This window comes from Pseudarthrobacter sp. PH31-O2, from assembly GCF_030063265.1.
In the GTDB taxonomy this organism is placed as follows: Bacteria; Actinomycetota; Actinomycetes; order Actinomycetales; family Micrococcaceae; genus Arthrobacter.
Genome location: NZ_JASIST010000001.1, coordinates 577,748 through 595,919 on the forward strand (window position 1 = coordinate 577,748; position 18,172 = coordinate 595,919).

General features: G+C 66.2%; 17 protein-coding genes. 10 read left to right on the top strand and 7 right to left on the bottom strand.

The window, feature by feature from the left end; genetic code table 11:
* Positions 1 to 6: 6 nt before the first annotated feature.
* Positions 7 to 807, bottom strand: a complete 801-nt coding sequence (locus QMG72_RS02615; RefSeq protein ID WP_226775109.1) for a peptidylprolyl isomerase — start codon at positions 805 to 807, stop codon at positions 7 to 9.
* Positions 808 to 1,065: 258 nt separating this feature from the next.
* Here QMG72_RS02615 and hisS point away from each other — a divergent pair, with 258 nt between their 5' ends.
* The gene (gene hisS / locus QMG72_RS02620; RefSeq protein ID WP_282360640.1) at positions 1,066 to 2,424 is read left to right on the top strand and encodes a histidine--tRNA ligase; all 1,359 of its coding nucleotides are present in this window, start codon (positions 1,066 to 1,068) and stop codon (positions 2,422 to 2,424) included.
* Here hisS and QMG72_RS02625 read toward each other — a convergent pair.
* Entirely contained in the window at positions 2,421 to 3,719 is a 1,299-nt protein-coding gene (locus QMG72_RS02625) for an APC family permease (RefSeq protein WP_226775110.1), read from the bottom strand. The genes hisS and QMG72_RS02625 overlap by 4 nt on opposite strands.
* Positions 3,720 to 3,827: 108 nt before the next feature.
* Here QMG72_RS02625 and aspS point away from each other — a divergent pair, with 108 nt between their 5' ends.
* From aspS to mmuM, 3 genes are all read left to right on the top strand, one after another.
* Positions 3,828 to 5,609 carry an aspartate--tRNA ligase gene (gene aspS / locus QMG72_RS02630; RefSeq protein WP_283479577.1) on the top strand — a complete coding sequence of 594 codons (1,782 nt, stop codon included), beginning with the start codon at positions 3,828 to 3,830 and terminating at the stop codon, positions 5,607 to 5,609.
* Positions 5,610 to 5,649: 40 nt separating this feature from the next.
* The gene (locus tag QMG72_RS02635; protein ID WP_348774716.1) at positions 5,650 to 6,420 is read left to right on the top strand and encodes a GNAT family N-acetyltransferase; all 771 of its coding nucleotides are present in this window, start codon (positions 5,650 to 5,652) and stop codon (positions 6,418 to 6,420) included.
* Positions 6,421 to 6,535: 115 nt separating this feature from the next.
* Entirely contained in the window at positions 6,536 to 7,519 is a 984-nt protein-coding gene (gene mmuM / locus QMG72_RS02640) for a homocysteine S-methyltransferase (RefSeq protein WP_282360595.1), read from the top strand.
* A 294-nt stretch (positions 7,520 to 7,813) separates the two neighbouring features.
* Here the strand turns inward: mmuM and QMG72_RS02645 are convergent, their stop codons facing one another.
* Genes QMG72_RS02645 through QMG72_RS02660 form a run of 4 tightly spaced genes read right to left on the bottom strand, consistent with a single transcriptional unit; the run spans position 7,814 to position 10,997 of the window.
* Positions 7,814 to 8,809 carry a sensor histidine kinase gene (locus QMG72_RS02645; protein ID WP_282360597.1) on the bottom strand — a complete coding sequence of 332 codons (996 nt, stop codon included), beginning with the start codon at positions 8,807 to 8,809 and terminating at the stop codon, positions 7,814 to 7,816.
* Positions 8,806 to 9,480, bottom strand: a complete 675-nt coding sequence (locus QMG72_RS02650) for a response regulator transcription factor (RefSeq protein ID WP_253032672.1) — start codon at positions 9,478 to 9,480, stop codon at positions 8,806 to 8,808. Before QMG72_RS02650 ends, QMG72_RS02645 begins: the two co-directional genes overlap by 4 nt.
* 1 nt (position 9,481) lies before the next feature.
* Entirely contained in the window at positions 9,482 to 10,222 is a 741-nt protein-coding gene (locus QMG72_RS02655; RefSeq protein WP_226775114.1) for a DedA family protein, read from the bottom strand.
* Between the two features lie 10 nt (positions 10,223 to 10,232).
* On the bottom strand, positions 10,233 to 10,997 hold the full coding sequence (locus QMG72_RS02660; protein ID WP_282360598.1) for a phosphatase PAP2 family protein: 765 nt from the start codon (positions 10,995 to 10,997) through the stop codon (positions 10,233 to 10,235).
* Between the two features lie 170 nt (positions 10,998 to 11,167).
* Between QMG72_RS02660 and QMG72_RS02665 the strand changes: the two genes are divergently transcribed.
* Entirely contained in the window at positions 11,168 to 12,685 is a 1,518-nt protein-coding gene (locus QMG72_RS02665; protein ID WP_282360599.1) for a CYTH and CHAD domain-containing protein, read from the top strand.
* 236 nt (positions 12,686 to 12,921) lie between these two features.
* Positions 12,922 to 13,143 (top strand): hypothetical protein, encoded by a 222-nt coding sequence (locus QMG72_RS02670; protein ID WP_226775118.1) that lies wholly within the window; start codon positions 12,922 to 12,924, stop codon positions 13,141 to 13,143.
* A gap of 129 nt (positions 13,144 to 13,272) precedes the next feature.
* Here the strand turns inward: QMG72_RS02670 and QMG72_RS02675 are convergent, their stop codons facing one another.
* On the bottom strand, positions 13,273 to 13,494 hold the full coding sequence (locus QMG72_RS02675; RefSeq protein ID WP_282360600.1) for a three-helix bundle dimerization domain-containing protein: 222 nt from the start codon (positions 13,492 to 13,494) through the stop codon (positions 13,273 to 13,275).
* Positions 13,495 to 13,687: 193 nt separating this feature from the next.
* On the opposite strand from QMG72_RS02675, the gene QMG72_RS02680 reads away from it, so the two are divergent.
* The 4 genes from QMG72_RS02680 (at position 13,688) to QMG72_RS02695 (ending at position 18,066) form a co-directional block, all read left to right on the top strand.
* Positions 13,688 to 16,399 carry a PLAT/LH2 domain-containing protein gene (locus QMG72_RS02680; RefSeq protein ID WP_283479733.1) on the top strand — a complete coding sequence of 904 codons (2,712 nt, stop codon included), beginning with the start codon at positions 13,688 to 13,690 and terminating at the stop codon, positions 16,397 to 16,399.
* A gap of 130 nt (positions 16,400 to 16,529) precedes the next feature.
* Positions 16,530 to 16,892 (top strand): PadR family transcriptional regulator, encoded by a 363-nt coding sequence (locus tag QMG72_RS02685; RefSeq protein WP_226775120.1) that lies wholly within the window; start codon positions 16,530 to 16,532, stop codon positions 16,890 to 16,892.
* A 2-nt stretch (positions 16,893 to 16,894) separates the two neighbouring features.
* On the top strand, positions 16,895 to 17,275 hold the full coding sequence (locus QMG72_RS02690) for a DUF1048 domain-containing protein (protein WP_226775121.1): 381 nt from the start codon (positions 16,895 to 16,897) through the stop codon (positions 17,273 to 17,275).
* A 203-nt stretch (positions 17,276 to 17,478) separates the two neighbouring features.
* Entirely contained in the window at positions 17,479 to 18,066 is a 588-nt protein-coding gene (locus QMG72_RS02695) for a hypothetical protein (protein ID WP_226775122.1), read from the top strand.
* The last annotated feature ends 106 nt before the right edge of the window (positions 18,067 to 18,172 follow it).

Consider the following 18,172-nt stretch of genomic DNA (forward strand, 5'->3'; position numbering starts at 1 on the left):
GGCTGGTTACTTCAGAGAGAACGAGTCTATCGTGACTGGTTCCGCCGGGGCGCCGTCTGTGGGGCTGTCACCTGGTTTTAGTCCGGCGGCCGCGATTGTGGTCACAACATCCAGGCCCGAGGTCAGTTTCCCGACCACGGAGTATCCGCCCGCGGCATCGGCGGGAATGACGGTGTCCTTATACACGATGAAAAACTGCGTGCCGTTGCCGTAGGCGTTTCCACCGGTCCTTGCCACGGCAATGGTTCCGGCAGGGTAGGTGTTGTCCTGCGGCGTGTTTTCCAGCGGGCCCCACGTGTAGTTGGCGTCGCCGCTTCCGTCGCCGGCTTTGGACCCGCACTGCAGGACGCCGAACGTTTCGCCAGTGGTGAGCCGGTGGCAGCTCAGCCCGGAATAGAAGTTCTGGTCCGCGAGGGACTTGAAGACGGCGGCTGCCTGGGGCGCCTTGGTGCCGTCCAGCTCGATGCCGAGGGTGCCGCTGTTGAGCTTCAGTTCGCCGGTGAACGTCTGGCCGGCCGCTGTTTCAGGCTTGGGGATGTTGTCGGCATTACCGGCGGAGGCCGACGGCGTGGCGGACGGGGTGGTAAGTCCGGCCTGGGCTGCGGCGTATTCGTCCTCACTGGGATTGGCGGCGAAAACTGTCAGCTGCAGGACCAGTGCAACGACGAGCGCGGCGACTCCGGCGCCGACGGCAAGTACGTTGTCGCGCTTGCGCCGTTTGTCCTGCTCCTTGCGCAGCTCGCGCTTTGCCTCCATCTGCTGGACGCGCCGCTTCGCTTCGCGGGCGCTCCGTGAACTGGCCGCCAAAAGTCCTCCTGGGTTTAGGGCCGAACCTGCGCAGGCGCCGTGGCGCTGCGCGGGTTCAACGGTAAAACTGCAGGCAATCGCGCCGTATACCGCCGCATTAGAAGATGCGGGCGCGGAAAGCATAAACTGACTGCCGCACACAGTTTATGCATGACCGGCCTGTCTGCCGCCCATCTGATCCCCGTTTCGGACGCCCGTTTCAGCCCCACCGCGGCGCAGAACACCTCGGCCGGTTATTACCTGAGGAGAAAATCCACCATGGCACGCACCGCCTCCCTGTCCGGATTCCCCGAGTGGCTTCCCGAGGAGCGGATGGTGGAGCTGCATGTGTTGGACACCCTGCGCAGGGTTTTCGAACTGCATGGTTTTTCCTCCATTGAAACCCGGGCCGTGGAGACTGTGGGGCAGCTGCTGCGAAAGGGTGAGATCGACAAAGAGGTCTATGGGCTGAGCCGTTTGCAGGACGATGAGGGGGCTCCGGCGCCGGACGGTGCCACTTCACACCGAAGCGATCCGCACGCCCTGGCCCTGCACTTTGATCTCACGGTGCCGTTCGCCCGGTACGTCGTCGAAAACGCCGGCTACCTTGCGTTTCCGTTCCGCCGGTACCAGATCCAGAAGGTCTGGCGCGGCGAGCGACCGCAGGAAGGCCGAGCACGGGAATTTACCCAGGCGGATATCGACATCGTGGGCGACGGTAATTTGCCGTTCCGGTACGACGTCGAGATTGCGCTGGTGATCGCGGAGGCCCTCAGTGCCCTGCCGATCCCGGATTTCCTGCTCCGGATCAACAACCGCAAGCTGGCCGAGGGCTTCTACGACGGCATCGGCCTCACCGACACCGCAGGGGTGCTGCGCAGCATCGATAAGCTCGAGAAGATCGGCGCCGCCAAGGTCGCCGAGCTGCTCCGGTCCGAGCTGGGAGCCACCGTGGAGCAGGCCCAGTTAGCGCTCAAGCTGGCTTCGATCCGCACCGGGGACACGTCCTTCGTGGCGCAGGTCCGCGCTCTCGGAGTCAGCAATGAGCTCCTCGAAGAGGGCCTGGCCGAGCTGGAACAGGTCATCGCGGCCGCCGTCCAGCGCGCCCCCGGCAAGGTTGTCGCGGACCTCAGCATCGCCCGCGGCCTGGACTACTACACCGGCACCGTGGTGGAAACTGTCCTGGTGGGCCACGAACAGCTCGGCTCCATCTGCTCCGGCGGGCGCTACGACGCTCTCGCCAGCAAGGGCAACCGGACGTTCCCCGGCGTTGGACTCTCCATCGGCGTAACCCGGCTGGTGTCCCGAATCCTCAGCCAGGATCTCGCCAAAGCCACCCGGTCGGTGCCCACCGCCGTGCTGGTGGCGCTCAGCAGCGATGACAGCTGGGGGGCTGCGCAGGACGTTGCCGCGGAGCTGCGCGGCCGGGGAATCGCCACCGAAGTGGCGGTCAAGGCGGAGAAGTTCGGCAAGCAAATCAAATTTGCAGACCGCCGCGGTATCCCCTTCGTCTGGTTCACCGACGACGAGGGCAAACACCAGGTCAAGGACATCCGCTCCGGTGAGCAGGTCGACGCCGATCCGGCCAGCTGGGCTCCAGCAGCCGAGGACCTGCACGTCCGGATCCTGAAGGCCTAGGCAGCGGCTTTCCGGAGCCGCCGCCGCAGCGCCAGGACGCGCCCGGCAGCACCGGCGCCGAGCACCGCCGCCATCCCCAGCACCGAGGCCGGCGGGAGCGTCACGGCCAGCAGCAGGCAGCCGAGGAAGCCCACGGCATTGAGCCAGCGCGGGGCGTGCCCGGGGCGCTCGGCGAGGGTGAACGCTGCGGCATTCGTCACCGCGTAGTAGACCAGCACTCCGAAGCTCGAGTACCCCACCACCGTGAGCACGTTGGTGGTCAGCAGCAGCACAATGACGGCCGCGGCGACGGCCAGTTCGGCCAGGAACGGGACCGGGTGCGTGCCGCCCACCCGGGCGAGCGGAGCCGGCAGGTCACCTTCCCGGGCCATGGCCATGGTGGTCCGGCCCACCCCCGTGATCAGTGCCAGCAGCGCGCCGAGACAAGCTGCTGCGGCGCCCGCCTGGACGAGCGGGGCGCCGGCGCTGAGCCGGGAGCCGGCCACAGCGTCAAGCAAGGGCGCCGTGGAGCCGGCAAGTTGCCCGTCCGGCAGGTGCCGGGCCAGCAGCAGGGCCAGCCCAAGATAGATGATGAACGCAGCGGCCAGCGCCGCAAAAATGGCCCGCGGAATGGTGCGGGCCGGGTCTTTGACCTCCTCGCCCAGCGTCGCAATCCGGGCATAGCCGGCGAAGGCAAAGAACATCAGCCCGGCCGCCGGCAGCACGCCCCAGCCGCCGCCTGCCGTGGCAGCGCCGGCGGCAGGGTCCGCTGCCGGATGCGGGCCCAGGAGTGCGGCGGCGGCCACAAACGCCAGTGTGGTGAGCACCGCACCCAGCAGGATCCGGGTCAGTAGTGCCGTGCGGGTGATGCCCAGCAGGTTCACCCCCGTCAGGACCGCCACCGCGGCCACCGCCAGCGGCGTCGCGAACTCCGGCGCCGCATAGTGTCCGAACGTCAACGCCATCGCCGCGCAGGACGCCGTCTTGCCGGTCACAAACCCCCAGCCAGCGATGAAGCCCGGCCATTCGCCCAGCCGGTTCCGCCCGTAGACATAGCTTCCGCCGCTGGCCGGGTACACGGCGGCCAATTGCGCCGAGGCCACCGCGTTGCAGTAGGCGATCACACCGGCCAGCGCCACAGCGGCCGCCAGCAGTGGACCGGCCAGCGCAGCCGCCGGTGCAAAAACCACAAAGACGCCGGCGCCCAGCATCGAGCCGAGGCCGATCGCTGTCGAATCGAGCACGCCCAACCGGCGCTGTAGGGGCTGGGGCGTCTGCCGGTCCGGGGACGGCTTCATCTGGCGGCGGCTTGCCATGGCGGGAGGGGCCTTTCCAACGGGTAAACTCGTACGGGATCGTTCCTGTTAGCGATCCTAGTGAACATGATTTTTGATTTCCCTCTGTCTTCTTCAGAAAGGCGTGCTGTGCTGCGCACACATGACCTCGGATCCCTTCGCTCCGAGCACATTGGACAAACCGTAACCCTCGCCGGCTGGGTCGGCCGGCGTCGTGACCACGGTGGTGTTGCCTTCGTTGACCTGCGTGACGCTTCGGGCGTATCCCAGGTGGTTGTTCGTGAAGAGGAAGTCTTCCACGGCCTGCGCAACGAATACGTGCTGCAGGTTACCGGCACTGTCGCCCGGCGCCCCGAGGGCAACGAGAACTCCGCGCTGGCCACCGGCGAGATCGAGGTGATGGCCGAGAAGGTCACCATCCTCAACACTTCCGAGCCGCTGCCGTTCCAGATCGATGAGCATGTTGAAGTCGGCGAGGAAGCCCGCCTCAAGCACCGCTACCTGGATCTGCGCCGCCCCGGCCCCGCACGCAACATGCGCTTGCGCTCGGAGGCGAACCGGGTGGCCCGCGAACTTCTCCACCAGGACGGCTACGTCGAGATCGAAACCCCGACGCTGACACGCTCGACGCCGGAAGGTGCCCGCGACTTTGTGGTCCCCGCTCGCCTGGCACCGGGTTCCTGGTACGCGCTGCCGCAGTCTCCGCAGCTCTTCAAACAGCTCCTGCAGGTGGGCGGTTTTGAGAAGTATTACCAGATCGCCCGTTGCTACCGGGACGAGGACTTCCGCGCGGACCGCCAGCCGGAGTTCACCCAGCTGGACATCGAAGCCAGCTTCGTTGACCAGGACGACATCATTGGCCTCGGCGAAAACATCGTTAGGGCGCTGTGGAAGCTGATCGGCGTCGAGATCCCGACGCCGATCCAGCGCATCACCTACCACGACGCCATGGCCCGCTACGGTTCGGACAAGCCGGATCTGCGTTTTGGCCTGGAGCTTACCGAGCTCACCGAATTCTTCAAGGACACAAACTTCGGCGTCTTCAAGGCGCCCTATGTCGGGGCCGTCGTTATGCCCGGCGGCGCCTCCCAGGCCCGCCGCGCCCTCGATGCCTGGCAGGAATGGGCCAAGCAGCGCGGCGCCAAGGGCCTGGCCTACGTCTTGTTCAAGGAAGACGGCGAACTCGCTGGCCCCGTGGCCAAGAACCTCACCGATACCGAGCGTGCAGGCCTGGCCGCGGCCGTCGGCGCCACACCCGGGGACTGCATCTTCTTCGCCGCCGGTGAGAAGACGCCTTCCCGTGCCCTGCTGGGCGCCGCCCGCGTCGAGATTGGCCACCGCACCGGCCTCATCAACCCGAGCGACTGGGCCTTCTGCTGGGTTGTGGACGCGCCGATGTTCGAGCCCGCCGCGGCGGCCGTCGCGTCCGGTGATGTCGCCGTCGGAGCCGGCCAGTGGACTGCCGTGCACCACGCATTCACCTCGCCCAAGCCCGAATTCATGGACACGTTCGACAAGGATCCAGAGTCCGCGCTCTCTTACGCCTACGACATTGTCTGCAACGGCAACGAAATCGGCGGCGGCTCCATCCGTATCCACCAGAGCGAGGTCCAGGAACGGGTCTTCGAGCTTATGGGCCTGGACAAGGCGGATGCCCAGACTAAATTCGGTTTCCTGCTCGAAGGCTTTAAGTTCGGCGCTCCTCCGCACGGCGGCATTGCGTTCGGCTGGGACCGGGTGGTTGCCCTGCTGGCAGGCGTCGAGTCCATCCGCGACGTCATCGCGTTTCCCAAGTCCGGGGGCGGCTATGACCCGCTGACCCAGGCGCCCGCCCCGATCACGGCCCAGCAGCGCAAGGAAGCCGGCGTGGATTTCAAGCCTGAGGCCAAGAAGGCCGACGGCACCAAGTAATCTGACGCCGGCAGCAGCCAAGGCCATGGAACCGGCAGCGATGACCGGCCTTGACGCGCTGATGGATGCCGCGTGGCCGCCGGTTGAGCGGGAAGAGTCCGGCGGCTGGGTTCTCCGCGCGGCCGCCGGAGTGACGCAACGGGCAAACTCGGTGTGGCCCCGGGAGCCCGGCCCGGACTCCGGGGATCAACTCGCACTGCTCCGGGCGGCACGCCTCTGGTACCGAAACCGCCGGTTGCCGCTGATCTTTCAGGTCTTCGAGGACCCTCGCGTCGAAAGGCTGAGCGCCTTGCTGGACGCCGAAGGCTTTACCCGGCAGTCCGAAACCCTGGTGCTGGTCCGGGACGGTGCAACCGAGTCGCCGGACGATGCCGGCGACGTCGAAATTTCTGCGGTGCCTTCGGCGGAGTGGCTGCGGCTGTGGTGGGGCGTGGACGGCCGCGGCGACGACTCTGCCCTGGCTGTCGCCCGCGGGATCCTCGAGGGCTGTCCCTCGCTGTACGCCCTTGTCCGGGACGACGGCGGCCAACCGGCCGCCGTCGGACGTCTCGCACTTCCCGGTGGTGCCGGCGCGCGGGGCGGGCTGTATTGCATGGCGACGCGTCCGGACGTCCGGCGGCGCGGCTATGCGGCCAGGATCCTGCGGGCGCTGCTGCGCGCCGGTGACGCACGGGCCCTGGCGGGATACTGGCTGCTGGTGACGGTGGCCAACGCCGGGGCCCGCGAATTCTACGCCCGCGAAGGTTTCCGGCCGGCGGGCCGATACCTCTACCGGCAGGAACGGCCAAGGCGGCACTTGACCGGCTGCTGAGTCGGTCCACGAGTCGGCCGTGACTGGGGTTGTGTGTGGCAAGCTTGGAGGGGCGGTTCGGGAGAAACGCCGGAGCTGACTTGCGCGCGAACCGAACCTTTTGGAGCCCTCACCGATGCCCAGTATCACAAAGCTCTCCGGTATCCTCGCGGCCGGAGCAAATCTGACAGTGGACGGCGCCCTCGCTACCGAGCTTGAAGCTCGAGGCTGCCAGCTGCACGATGCGCTGTGGTCCGCCAAAGTCCTGCTGGAGGAACCGGATGTTGTCAGGCGCGTACACCTTGACTATTTTCGCTCCGGAGCCTCGGTCGCGATCACCGCGAGTTACCAGGCCACCCCGCAGGGATTTGCGCAGCGCGGCATCAGCGCGGATACCGCCCTGGAGCTGATTGCCTTGAGCGTGCGCCTGGCTGACGAAGCGCGCCGCGAGTACCTGTCCGAAAGCTCCGTCCCCCGGCCCCTGCTGGTTGCCGGATCGGTCGGACCTTATGGCGCATACCTCGCGGACGGGTCGGAATACCGCGGCGACTACAGCCTCAGCGGAGAAGAGTTTTTGGAGTTTCACCGGCCGCGAATCGCGGCGCTGGTGGACGCCGGAGCGGACGTTCTTGCGTGTGAGACGTTGCCGTCCCTGCCGGAAGCGGCGGCCTTGTTGACACTGATCAAAGAGTACGACGTCGAAGCCTGGCTCTCCTTTACGCTGCGGGACGGTGGGCACATCAGCGACGGTACGCCGCTGGCGCAGGTGGCGGCGCTGGTTGCGGAGCAGCCGCTCGCAGCGGCGATCGGGGTGAACTGTGTGCCCCTTGAGCTGGTCTCCCCGGCCCTGCGTGCCCTGGGTAAAGTCACCGACATGCCGCTGATTGCCTACCCGAATTCGGGCGAACGCTACGACCCGGTCTCCAAAACCTGGGGGCCGGCAGCGGACGGTCCGGCCGGCCCCGGCAGCAAACCACCCGCTGGACTTGCGGGGGGAACACCGATTTGGCGTGAACTTGGTGCCCGGCTCATTGGCGGGTGCTGTCGAACCACCCCGCGGGATATTGCCGCGGTGGCCAAACTCTCACGAAGTGCCCGGACGGAAGCGTCCGGCCGCTAGGAACACCCCTGCCGGTCCGGCACAGCAAACGCAGCCCCGGCCCGCTGCACAGCACAGAAAAACGGCTTCTGCGCTGTGCAGCCCCCAATAAAGCGGTGCCTCGGAGGCACCGGCTTCCATGCATCCCATTGTGTCCCGGATAATTGCCTTGGGCAAGCACTAGGTGCCGGAGCGTGGGAGGGCCGGCACACACGTCAGCTACGGAACGGGCCTAAGGCCGCTGACCGGAAGTCTTTTGCGCGGGCGGGAATGCTCAGCTGCCGGCTCCCGCACTTAGTGCCTGGCCACCCGCACTTACTGCCGGACCAGCGGAAGCAAAAGCTTCATCGTGGTACCTGCCGGTCCGCTCCGGGCAACTTCGACGGTTCCGCCGGCCGCCGCGGCGATTTCGCGGACCAATGCCAGGCCGATGCCGAAGCTTCGCCGGCCCTGGGGCGCAGCCGGGGCGGCGGTCCTGACGAAGCGGTCAAAGATCCTGGCCTGGTCCACGCCCGTGATTCCGGGCCCTGTATCCGCCACGTACACTGCCGCCTGGTTGCGCTCGACGGCTGTGCTGATGGTGATGCTCCCGCCGGGCGGGGTGTGGGCGAGGGCATTTTCCGCGAGCGCAAGCACGGCCCGGCGCAGCGGGCTCGGGTCAATGCGCGCTTCCGGCCGCCCGGAGTCGGAGAATGTGAGCCGGATATCCTGTTGGGCCGCAATGTCCTGCAGGCTCTCAGCAACGGATCCGGCGACGTCGGCCAGATCCGTCGGTTCACCCGTGGGATCCGGTGCTGCTCCGGTTGCAGCCACAAGGAGCTCGTTGACGATGCCCGTCAGCGTTCCCGTGTCGGCACGGATCCGGCCCAGGGCCCGGCCCGTTGTGGAATCCGGCTCAGCATCACGCTGGGCGAGCTGTATCCGCGCGTCCAGGATGGCCAAGGGCGTACGCAGTTCGTGGCTGGCATCCTGGACGAACTGGCGTTGGAGGGCCAGTGCTTCCCCCAAGGGACGGATGGCGCTGCGCGCACTGAGCCACCCGACCACGCCGGCCAGAACAACGCCGGTCACCCCCGCGATGATCATCGCCTCGATGAGGTCCTTGGAATCGAGATAAGTGTAGGCCTTGCCCGCGGGGGAGGTGCCCGGAAGATCCGGGTTGGCCAGCTTATTCATCAGATATACCGTCGCGGCAGCGAGGAGGCACAGGACCAGCACACCGCAGGCGGCGCTGATCCGCACGGCGACCCTCAGCGAAGCCCGGCGAAGGGTGTCCCGGTCCGCTTCGCCGGGGACGGAGCGGCCGTTCATAAGGCATCGCCGATCTGGTAGCCGACGCCGTGGACTGTGCGGACGATCGACCTAGCGACTTTTCGCCGGAGGTGGTGGACGTAGGTGTCGATCACGCCCGGCTGGTCGGTGGGCTGGAAATGCCCGGAAAGCAGTTCGTCCCGCGTGAAGACCCTGTCCGGCTCGACTGCCAGGGCAGCCAGCAACTCAGCTTCCTTTGCCGTCAGGGACACCCGTGTCCCGTACACCGAGCGCACGGAACGCGATGCCGGATCGAGTTCCCAGTTGCCGATGCTTAGCGGCGCCAGGGGTGGCGCGAAAGTGCGCGTTAAGGCCCGCAGGCGCGCCCCGAGTTCACCGGCGTCGAACGGTTTGGTCAGGTAGTCATTGGCTCCCGCGTCCAGGCCCCTGACCTTTTCTTCGGCGGCCCCGAGAGCCGTGAGGATAAGCATCGGCGTCGATACCCCCTTGGCCCGCAGCGCTCCGATCAGGGCGATACCGTCCATCAGCGGCAAGCCGCGGTCGATCACCATCACGTCCCAGTCCTGGGTCAGCCCCTGATGCAGACCCTCCTGGCCGTTGGTGGCCAGCCTGACATGGTAGTCCGGTTCCAGCAGTTCGGCGATGAGCGGTCCCAGCACAATGTCATCCTCCACCAGCAGCAGGGACGGCGGACCGAATGGGGTTCTCATGTCAGCTATTGTCCTGCGAAATACGCTGCGCCGGGGGCCGGTCTGTCTCCAGGCTGCCGGGACCGGGCCGGGTTTCGGCCGCGGGGCCGCGGTTCCGGCGCCGTCGCTTAACGAACTCGACCACCCACGGCAGGACCGAAACGAGGACCATCAGCACTGCAATGACGTCGATGTTCTTGGCGATGACCTCAAAGTGCCCCAGCCATGTTCCCAGCAGCGTGACGGAAGCGGCCCAAGCCAGCGCCCCGGAGATGTTCCAGAGCGTAAAGGACTTGTAGCCGTAACGGGCGATGCCGGCGCTCAGGGGTGCAAACGTCCGGACCATGGGCACAAAGCGGGCCAGCACAACTGCGGCGCCGCCGTGGCGTCGGAAGAAATCCTCGGCGGTGGTCAGGTGCGCTGTCTTAAGGATCCGGGCATCGTCCTTGAACCACCGGCGGCCGAAGGTGCGTCCGATCATGTAGCCAACCTGGTCGCCGGCGATGGCAGCTGCCGTGACAACGCCGATCAGCACCGGCAGCGACAACTGCAATTGCTGGTGCAGGAGGCCGGCCGTGAACAGCAGTGAATCTCCGGGCAAAAACGGGAAAAGCACCCCGGATTCGATGAAGACCAGCAGCGAGATGACGCCGAGCGCCGCCGGACCCAGACCCTGGAGGAGGCTGGCGGGGTCCAGCAGTGAGCGAAGATCAATCGAGGGGGCCACTGTGTGGACAAGCCCGGAGGCGTATATGACGTACATGGTCAGTTCCTTAGGCTTGGGATGATCGGAGTGCGGCGGGGGCCGTCACGCGGTCCAGGAGGGGCACGGCGAAACGGTTCCACAGTCCGGACAGCAGCACCACGGCCGCACTGGCCGCGAGGAATGACGCCACCACGTCGGTGGGGTAGTGGACTCCGATATACAGCCGCGACCACGCCACCACGAGGGCCAGTGCCGCCGCGGCGAAGGCTGTCGCCTTGGCCCAGCGGGTTCCGCGGACCAGGAAGTACACGGCAAATCCCAGCGCCACCGCAAAGGACACGTGCCCGCTCGGGAAACTGTTGGAGCCGGTTTCGGGGGAGAGTGGATCGGCCAGCAGCGCCGGATTGGGACGTTGCCGGGCGATGATGAGCTTAAACAAGCCACTTGCCACCCAACCGGAGGATGCAAAGATGCCGAACGCAATGGCTTTTACCAGGGAACGCCTGATCACCCAAAGGTAGAGTGCAGCGGCGGCAACGAATGCGACTCCGGCCGCCGGGCCGAACACCAGGTTCAGGGTCATAGCGAGGCCGGTCAGGATTGCGGCGTGGTGTTGGCTGAGGTCCTGGTCAACGCCCAGTTCAGCCGCCGTACCACCGGGTAACAGCTGTGCCGTTGCGCCCAGGGCGATGACCGCCGCGGACAGCAGGATGCCCCATAACAGCCAATGACGGGGCTGGGGGATGGCCCAGGTCTGCGGGCCGGCAGCTGCCTTTAGTCCGGCAGAATCACGGGGCGCCGTAACGCTGCCAGCATGGGCGGGTCCAGTCATGGGGTCCTCCGGTCGGGTCGAGGGCGCTGTCCGGCGCACGCTCCAACTTTCCCGCAGGGCCTTTAAGAAACGCTTAAGAAGTGCCGGGGCCTGCGCGGAGCCGTTCCTGCAGGAACACGCTCGGCCGTCGGTTGTGGTGCGAGACCGGGGTGCCGGTCCTAGACTGTGTCATGGCCTCCGAGGACAGCGTTGAAATCGAGCGAAAGTACGACGTCGACGAAAGGGCCGCGCTGCCGCCTCTTGACGAGCTGCCGGGGGTGGCCCGGGCAGAACGGCCCGTTGAGCAGCAGCTGGAGGCCGAGTATTTCGACACGGCGGCCCTGGCCCTGGCGGCGCACGGCATAACCCTGCGCCGGCGGACCGGCGGCGACGATTCCGGATGGCACCTCAAACTCCCCGGCGGCCAGGACACAAGGCTCGAAATGCACGAGCCGCCGGGAAACGACCCGGAATTGGTTCCGCCGAGGTTCCTCCAGCTCGTCCGGGTGCACGTACGGGACCGTCCCCTTGCCGCCGTCGCCCGCGTGAGAACCCGGCGGATGCTACACCGCCTCCGGGACGATCACAACGGGATTCTTGCCGATGTTGCCGATGACCGGGTGCAGGCCGACAGGCTCGGACCGGAACCCCGCAGCCTGACGTGGCGGGAGTGGGAGATAGAACTCGTCCAGGGGTCCCGTGAGCTGCTGGACGCGGCGGAGGCGGTGCTTGCCGCGGCCGGCGGGCGCCCGGCCGCGCATGCCTCGAAGCTGGAACGCACGCTCGGCGATCAGCCGCTGGCCGGTCCGGCTGCACTTCCGCCGCCCGTGCGCCGCAAGGGGCCGGCGACTGCCGTGCTCGTGGCCTATGTGCACGCTCAGGTGCAGGCCATTTCGGAACTGGATCCGCGGGTGCGCCGGGACGCACCGGACGCCGTCCATCAGATGCGGGTGGCGACCAGACGGATGCGTTCGGTATTGGGCACCTACCGCCGGCTGCTGGAACCGGAACAGGTAAACACGCTCCGGGCGGAGCTTAAATGGCTGGCCGGCTGTCTGGGCGAGGCACGGGACGCGGAGGTGATGCGCGAACGGCTCGACGACCTGGTTGCCTGCGAGCCGGCGGATCTGGTGATCGGACCCGTCTCGCGCCGGATGCGGGAAGCGCTGGGCGCCGATTACGGCGCCGCCCGCGCCGCGGTATTGCAGGTGCTCGAGGATAAACTGTATTTCCGCCTCCTCGACAGTCTCGACGACTTCCTTGCCGCCGTGCCGGTGGCCGTTCCTGATCCGCGGCCGGCGCACGCGACCGTGGCCGCCCTGGTCAGGAAAGACTGGAAGCGGTTACGCCGGAATGTTCGGATTGCGGAGGCCACGCCGGACGGCCCGGATCACGACGCCGCCCTGCACGAGGCGCGTAAAAGCGCCAAACGGCTCCGCTACGCAGCCGAATCCGGAATTCCTGTGATCGGCAAGCGCGCTGCCCGGTTGGCCGGCGCCGCCCACGGACTGCAAAAAATACTGGGCGAGCACCAGGACAGCGTTGTCACCCGGGCCCTGCTCCGGCGCCTCGGCGCCCAGGCGCACCTCGCCGGGGAAAATGCCTTCACCTACGGGAGGCTGCACGCGCTTGAACAAGCCATGGCGGCCGACGCCGAATCCCGGTTCAGCAAGGCCTGGAAGCGTTTCCCAAAGGTGCCAAAGGAATGACGGCAGCCGCGCCATCGAGGGACTGCGCGCGGCCATTTCACCCCGGATCCAGAATGCAGCAGCGGCGCGGGCATGATGAGGATTCACATCCCGATATGGATGTTTTGTTAGGGCCGCTGCGATAGCGTAGCCAGAGGCTCGGGGAGTATCCCGGCGTCGGTGCATTCCCGTTCCGGCTTTCGCAGGCAGTCTGCGGCGAGTGTGCTGTTGTTCCGAATCGATCAAAGGACATAACCATGGCTGTATCCGTTGAACTTGGCAAGGCACTCGATAAGGCCTATGAGAACTTGACCCTTGAGGAAGTTCTTGCCGCCCCGCCGTCAGCGCTGGCCGGGCTCACCGAAAAGCACGACGAACTCCTTGCCGGCATGGGAATCAAGACCATCCGCGACCTCGGCAGCAACAAATTCTTCGCCACGGCCGGAGTGCTTGTAGCGCTGTCCGGGAAGGCCGGATAGCAGTCCTCTTGAAGCAGGCGCTGCGCTGAAGCGAAAGGTCCGACCGGCCACACTGGTCGGACCTTTTGCTTCGCCGGGGGCAACGCTGGGACAAGGCCGTCGGTGCGGGACTGCCAGGACTGAACGGCTTCAGCTGCTGTCCACTGTCCCGGAGGAGAACTGCCGCCTGATTCTGTTCCGGGCCCCGTGCTCAACCAGGGTCGGGATGAAGGTCCGGATCCGGCCGGAAGCCAGTTGTTCGTACTCTTCCGTGACGATCCTGGCGATGAGCGTACGGGGCGCCTCGGGATGCCGGACGAATATCCGGTCCGTGACCTTGTTGATGGTGTCCTGTTTGTCCGCGTCGTCCATATACGCAGTTTGACCTCGGGCGACCCCGGTGTCTATCAGCATGCTTACGACGTGGACAGCAGCGTCCAGGACCTGATGGCGCTGCGCCGCCGACAGTGGTCTTCGTACCCTGGAAGCCTGGGATTCCGTGGCGCTGGACGCCAGCTATTGTTCCTCGACCTGGCCGGGCCTACACTCTGGAGCTGTGGCACTTATGCAGCCCGTTATTGTTGGTCCGCTCTCTGAGCTCAGTTCCTCGATCCGTGTCCGGGGGCAACTGCCCGGCGCGGGCGTGACAGTCGAGACCGGTCTTCGCACGGTGGCCAAGGGGACTGCCATCTCAGGTGACCAACGCTTCCCGCTGGAACCGGGGCTGACCCTGTCCCGCTCAGAAACCCTGTTCGCAATCCAGCACCTCGGGGCCGAGCAGAGCGAGGTACCGTCGGGCAACCTGGCGATGCCGGTTGCCGCGGCCCCGACAAGCAGCGCTGAATTTGGCCCGGTCCATGTCGCCACCCAGCTGTTCGCCTGCGGCCAGTACGTGTGGATTGACGGTGCGGTTTCAGGCGCAGACGTTACGCTGCTCGCTAACGGCAGCATCCTCGGCACCGGCCAGGCGCACGAAGGGACCGCGCGCTTCGCCCTCACCAGTGCCATCCCGCCAAACGGGTGGATCACCGCGCACCAGTCGGGACCGGGGCTCGCGCCCGGGCCCGACGTCGGCCGGACCTCAGACCCGCTTCCGGGCGGCTTGGGCCAGCCGCTGCCTGCCCCGGTCATACAGTCCCCGGTCCGCGGCTGTGACCCTTCCGTTATGGTGAGCGGGGTTTTCGATGGGGCCACCGTAACGATAGAGCGGCGTTCCGGGATCGTCGACAGCGCCGGGTTTGATCGTTCATCGCTGCGCTTCCTGCTGTCGAAACCGCTGGCGGAGGACGATGAGATCACCATCCGGCAGGAGGTGGCTAAGCGTTGCGAACGGCCACCGAAGAACTCGGACCCGGTCCTGGTTGGCAAGCTCGAACCCGTGGACCCGCCGGTCGTTGTCTCGCCGCTGTGTGCCGGCGCCACAACCGTCCGGGTGACCGGTTTGCGACCCGGAGCGACAGTCCACCTGGCGGCGAATCAGTTGGTGTTCGACGGCGCAGCACCGGCGGAGCAGACGTGGCTCGACTGCCGCGTGCCGCCGCTGACCACCGATCCGGTAAGCGCAACGCAGGAGTGTTGTGGAATTCTCAGCACGCCCGCGGTACCTGTGACGGTTGACGCGCACCAGGAGGAGGTGCCGGCCGCGCAAATATTCGGCCAACTGTTTTCCTGCACTGGTACGGTCAGCGTCACAAAGGCCCACCGCGGGGCGGTGCTCCAGGTCTTCGTTCGAACGGCCAAGGGGGACGCGGCCATCAGCGACCAGGTGCTGGCCCTCCACACCAATGTCGTCATCGCCGTGACCCCACTGTTGGTCGAAGGCGCAAGTGTCTTCGTCCGACAGTGGGCCTGCAGTGACACCGGTGTCGACTCCGCAGCGGGGCACGTGGCGGCCCATCCCATGCCGGGGCCGGTAGAGGTGCTCGGGCCGCTTAAGGATGCAGACACCGCCGTCGGCGTCCGGGGCGCGGTGCCGGGCGCGGTGATCGAGGTTTACGGCGCCGGCCACGAGTTCCTCGGTTCGGCGACGGCTGACGCGCTGCACCAGGTCGCTCTCGTCACACTGATTCGGCCGCTCCATCTGCGGGATCTTGTGACGGCCCAGCAATGGCTGTGCGGGAGGGCCTCAGAGGTCAAAGCCACAACGGTGGTCGGCTTCGCGGCGGCGTTCGGGCCCCGACCCTTCTACGTTGTTGGCCACAACCCGAACACCGTCGCCGACGCGACCGAGGCCGTCACCAACGGTGCCAACGGCCTCGAGCCGGACGTGCAAGTCTACGAGGACCACCCCGGGCAGCTGTGCATCAGCCACGGGACAGGGGAACCGTCCGCACCCTCGGTAGCGGACTATCTGATCGGCATCCACCAGCTCGCGCAGGCAAACCCCCAACTGTCGTTGCTCGTCTTCGACTGCAAACCGGAAGTCACCTCACCGGATCACGGCTTCGAACTGCTGCTGGCGATCCGCGAGCACCTGACCTTCGACAACGATCTGAACGTTATCCTCTCCATCGGCAACCGGGACGACAACCAAGGTGCCTTCTTCGACCGGATCGTGGACATCCTGGGCCCTCGCGAAGGATTGATGATCGATGCCGAGAACGATGCTGCGGCGGTATCGAACTACTTCACCAGCCGTGGCGTCGGCCACCAGGGCTACGGCAACGGCATCAGCTTCATGAACTTCATCCTCGGCCCGTACTACCGCTATACGCTGGAGGCGGCGTGCGGGATCCGCGCAGCGGCCGCGCGGCCTGCGTTCATTTACGTTTGGACGGTTAACGCGCACGACGAGCTACGGGAGTACATCCGCATCGGAGTCGACGGAGCCATCACCGACGACCCCCGTGACCTGCGCGACATCGCAGCGGAAGGTCAATTCTCGTCGCTGATCCGGTTGGCCACGCGCGCGGACAATCCGTTCAAACCGGCGAATTTCGGCTACGGCCTGCACATCCACACTGCCGACAAATGGATGGCCGGCACGGATGCCAACGTCACCTTCACCCTTACCGGAGCTGCCGGGTCGGCGAGCAAGACCGTGAACACCGAGCTCATTAAGCGAATGGAAAGCGACGACTGGAACTGGGTCACGATCCCAAGCGGGGACCTCGGCGCGCTGCAGACACTAACCGTGCAGCGGGACAACGACGGCAACGCCCCCGACTGGTTCCTGGACCGAATCGAAGTCCACAGCGCCCGGTTCGGCAGCAGTGGCACGGCCATCTTCGATCGCGACATCGATGACACCACACCGTTCACCCAGCCGATCATCTGAGGTGTGCCAAAACTCTCAGAGCGCACGGGCGGTGCTGGATTAAATGCAGCAACTGACCGTCACCACTTCGCTATTCAGTGATACTATCTAGTGGTAGTCAGCAACACTGAGTAGTAAAGAGGAGGCCGTTGTGGCCAACCAGATGACCGAGATGCTCAAGGGAACCCTCGAAGGCATCGTTCTCGCGAACCTGGCCGTTCAGCCGGCCTACGGCTACGAGATCACCGCACGGCTGCGCGAGCAGGGCTTTTCCGACATCGTTGAGGGCACCGTCTACGCCCTCCTGATCAGAATCGAACAGCGTGGCTTCGTCGACGTTGCGAAGGTCCCGTCGGCGAAGGGCCCGCCACGCAAGGTGTACTCGCTGAACGCCGCAGGCGCCGAGTACCTCGACGAGTTCTGGAGGAGCTGGAGCTTCCTCGTAGAGCGGATCGGACAACTCCACCAGCAGATCGAAAACCCGCAGGATCACCCCCAGGAAGACGGAGAGTAGTCATGGCCGCAAAGTGGCTCGAGGCCCTCACCGGGTCGCTGGAACAGAAGAAGCAGTACAAGCAGTCCATGGCCCGCATCGAGGCACTTCCGGAGCCCTACCGCAGTTCGGCGAAGGCGTTCAACCGGTACTTTATGTACTACGGCGGGATCACCGACGGAGACACCCTCACCACGATGATCGGTGACCATGCCGATCTCTGGGAACGCGCCGCTGTCGACGCCACGCCGGTGCGCGCCATCGTAGGCGAGGACCCGGTGGAGTTTGCCGAGACATTCGCCCAGGCCTACTCCGCCACCCGGTGGATCGATAAGGAGCGCGCCCGACTCACGAAGGCGATCGACGCTGCCGCCGGCGGCAAGGGAACGGGCCCGGACGCATGACAACCGGCCGGGCCCTCGAACCCGCGATCCGGGTGCGGGGCCCCGTAGACTCCTTTTATCTACTCGATCGATAATTGGGATTTTTGCTGGTTCGGAGAGTTGCGTCCTCGTCCCGCCCTGACGAGAACGGGCAAACGCCCCCAGGGTCACCGCCCGGCGGAGGCCAGATTCGCAACCGAAATCTAAAGGCACGAGGAAACGGCATGAGTAAGAAAAATCCCGCCACGCAGCCGCGGTCGTCCGCGCCGAACCGGCGGGCCGACAACCAAGTGAGCCGGCCGAACGGAAAATTCCGGTTCAGCGACCGATTCCTTAAAGTGGTCACCACCGCCCTGATCACCGTCATGCTGGTATCGATCGCCGCGGGATTCATCCTCGGACCGCTGAGCGACAACGTGGACGGGAGGGCGGGGGACGTTCTTGGGAACGTGGCCGTCGCCCTTATCATCGGCGGACTGGTGCTGCCTCTCCTGCTGGCCGCCGTTCTCGGCGGCGAAGCGATCCGCGCCGGCGCGGGATTCGTCGGTTTCTTCCTGATTGCGGGCATGCTCGCCGCAGCCGTGGGAACCACTGAGGCGGGCCAGGAGCTGCTCGGGCCGGTCTGGGGTCCATGGGCCGTCTGGGGCGGCGGTGCGCTGATGGTCCTCGCGGTCGGCGGCTTCTGGATCGTCGGTTGGATAGCGCGGGTGCCGATGTGGATTCAGGCTCCCGTCGCGGGTTCGCCCCGAGTTTACGTGCGCGGATCCAGCAAGAACCCTGCCGACCGGGTGCTTCCAAACGACCTGGAATAGGTCCGCCGGCGGCGTACCGCGCTGGTGGTTTTGCCGTGCCCACGGAGGAACCCGGGGGCAGCACCTGCGCGTCTCCTTGCACCATCCGAGCCTGCATTACCCTGCC

What these genes read in the sequence shown, in the direction of transcription:
- QMG72_RS02650 (WP_253032672.1), bottom strand. Translation starts at nt 9,480, where the DNA reads ATGAGAACCCCATTCGGTCCGCCGTCCCTGCTGCTGGTGGAGGATGAC.
- QMG72_RS02665 (WP_282360599.1), top strand. Translation starts at nt 11,168, where the DNA reads ATGGCCTCCGAGGACAGCGTTGAAATCGAGCGAAAGTACGACGTCGAC.
- QMG72_RS02670 (WP_226775118.1), top strand. Translation starts at nt 12,922, where the DNA reads ATGGCTGTATCCGTTGAACTTGGCAAGGCACTCGATAAGGCCTATGAG.
- QMG72_RS02625 (WP_226775110.1), bottom strand. Translation starts at nt 3,719, where the DNA reads ATGGCAAGCCGCCGCCAGATGAAGCCGTCCCCGGACCGGCAGACGCCC.
- QMG72_RS02675 (WP_282360600.1), bottom strand. Translation starts at nt 13,494, where the DNA reads ATGGACGACGCGGACAAACAGGACACCATCAACAAGGTCACGGACCGG.
- QMG72_RS02655 (WP_226775114.1), bottom strand. Translation starts at nt 10,222, where the DNA reads ATGTACGTCATATACGCCTCCGGGCTTGTCCACACAGTGGCCCCCTCG.
- QMG72_RS02695 (WP_226775122.1), top strand. Translation starts at nt 17,479, where the DNA reads ATGAGTAAGAAAAATCCCGCCACGCAGCCGCGGTCGTCCGCGCCGAAC.
- QMG72_RS02690 (WP_226775121.1), top strand. Translation starts at nt 16,895, where the DNA reads ATGGCCGCAAAGTGGCTCGAGGCCCTCACCGGGTCGCTGGAACAGAAG.
- hisS (WP_282360640.1), top strand. Translation starts at nt 1,066, where the DNA reads ATGGCACGCACCGCCTCCCTGTCCGGATTCCCCGAGTGGCTTCCCGAG.
- QMG72_RS02680 (WP_283479733.1), top strand. Translation starts at nt 13,688, where the DNA reads ATGCAGCCCGTTATTGTTGGTCCGCTCTCTGAGCTCAGTTCCTCGATC.
- QMG72_RS02645 (WP_282360597.1), bottom strand. Translation starts at nt 8,809, where the DNA reads ATGAACGGCCGCTCCGTCCCCGGCGAAGCGGACCGGGACACCCTTCGC.
- QMG72_RS02660 (WP_282360598.1), bottom strand. Translation starts at nt 10,997, where the DNA reads ATGACTGGACCCGCCCATGCTGGCAGCGTTACGGCGCCCCGTGATTCT.
- QMG72_RS02635 (WP_348774716.1), top strand. Translation starts at nt 5,650, where the DNA reads ATGACCGGCCTTGACGCGCTGATGGATGCCGCGTGGCCGCCGGTTGAG.
- mmuM (WP_282360595.1), top strand. Translation starts at nt 6,536, where the DNA reads ATGCCCAGTATCACAAAGCTCTCCGGTATCCTCGCGGCCGGAGCAAAT.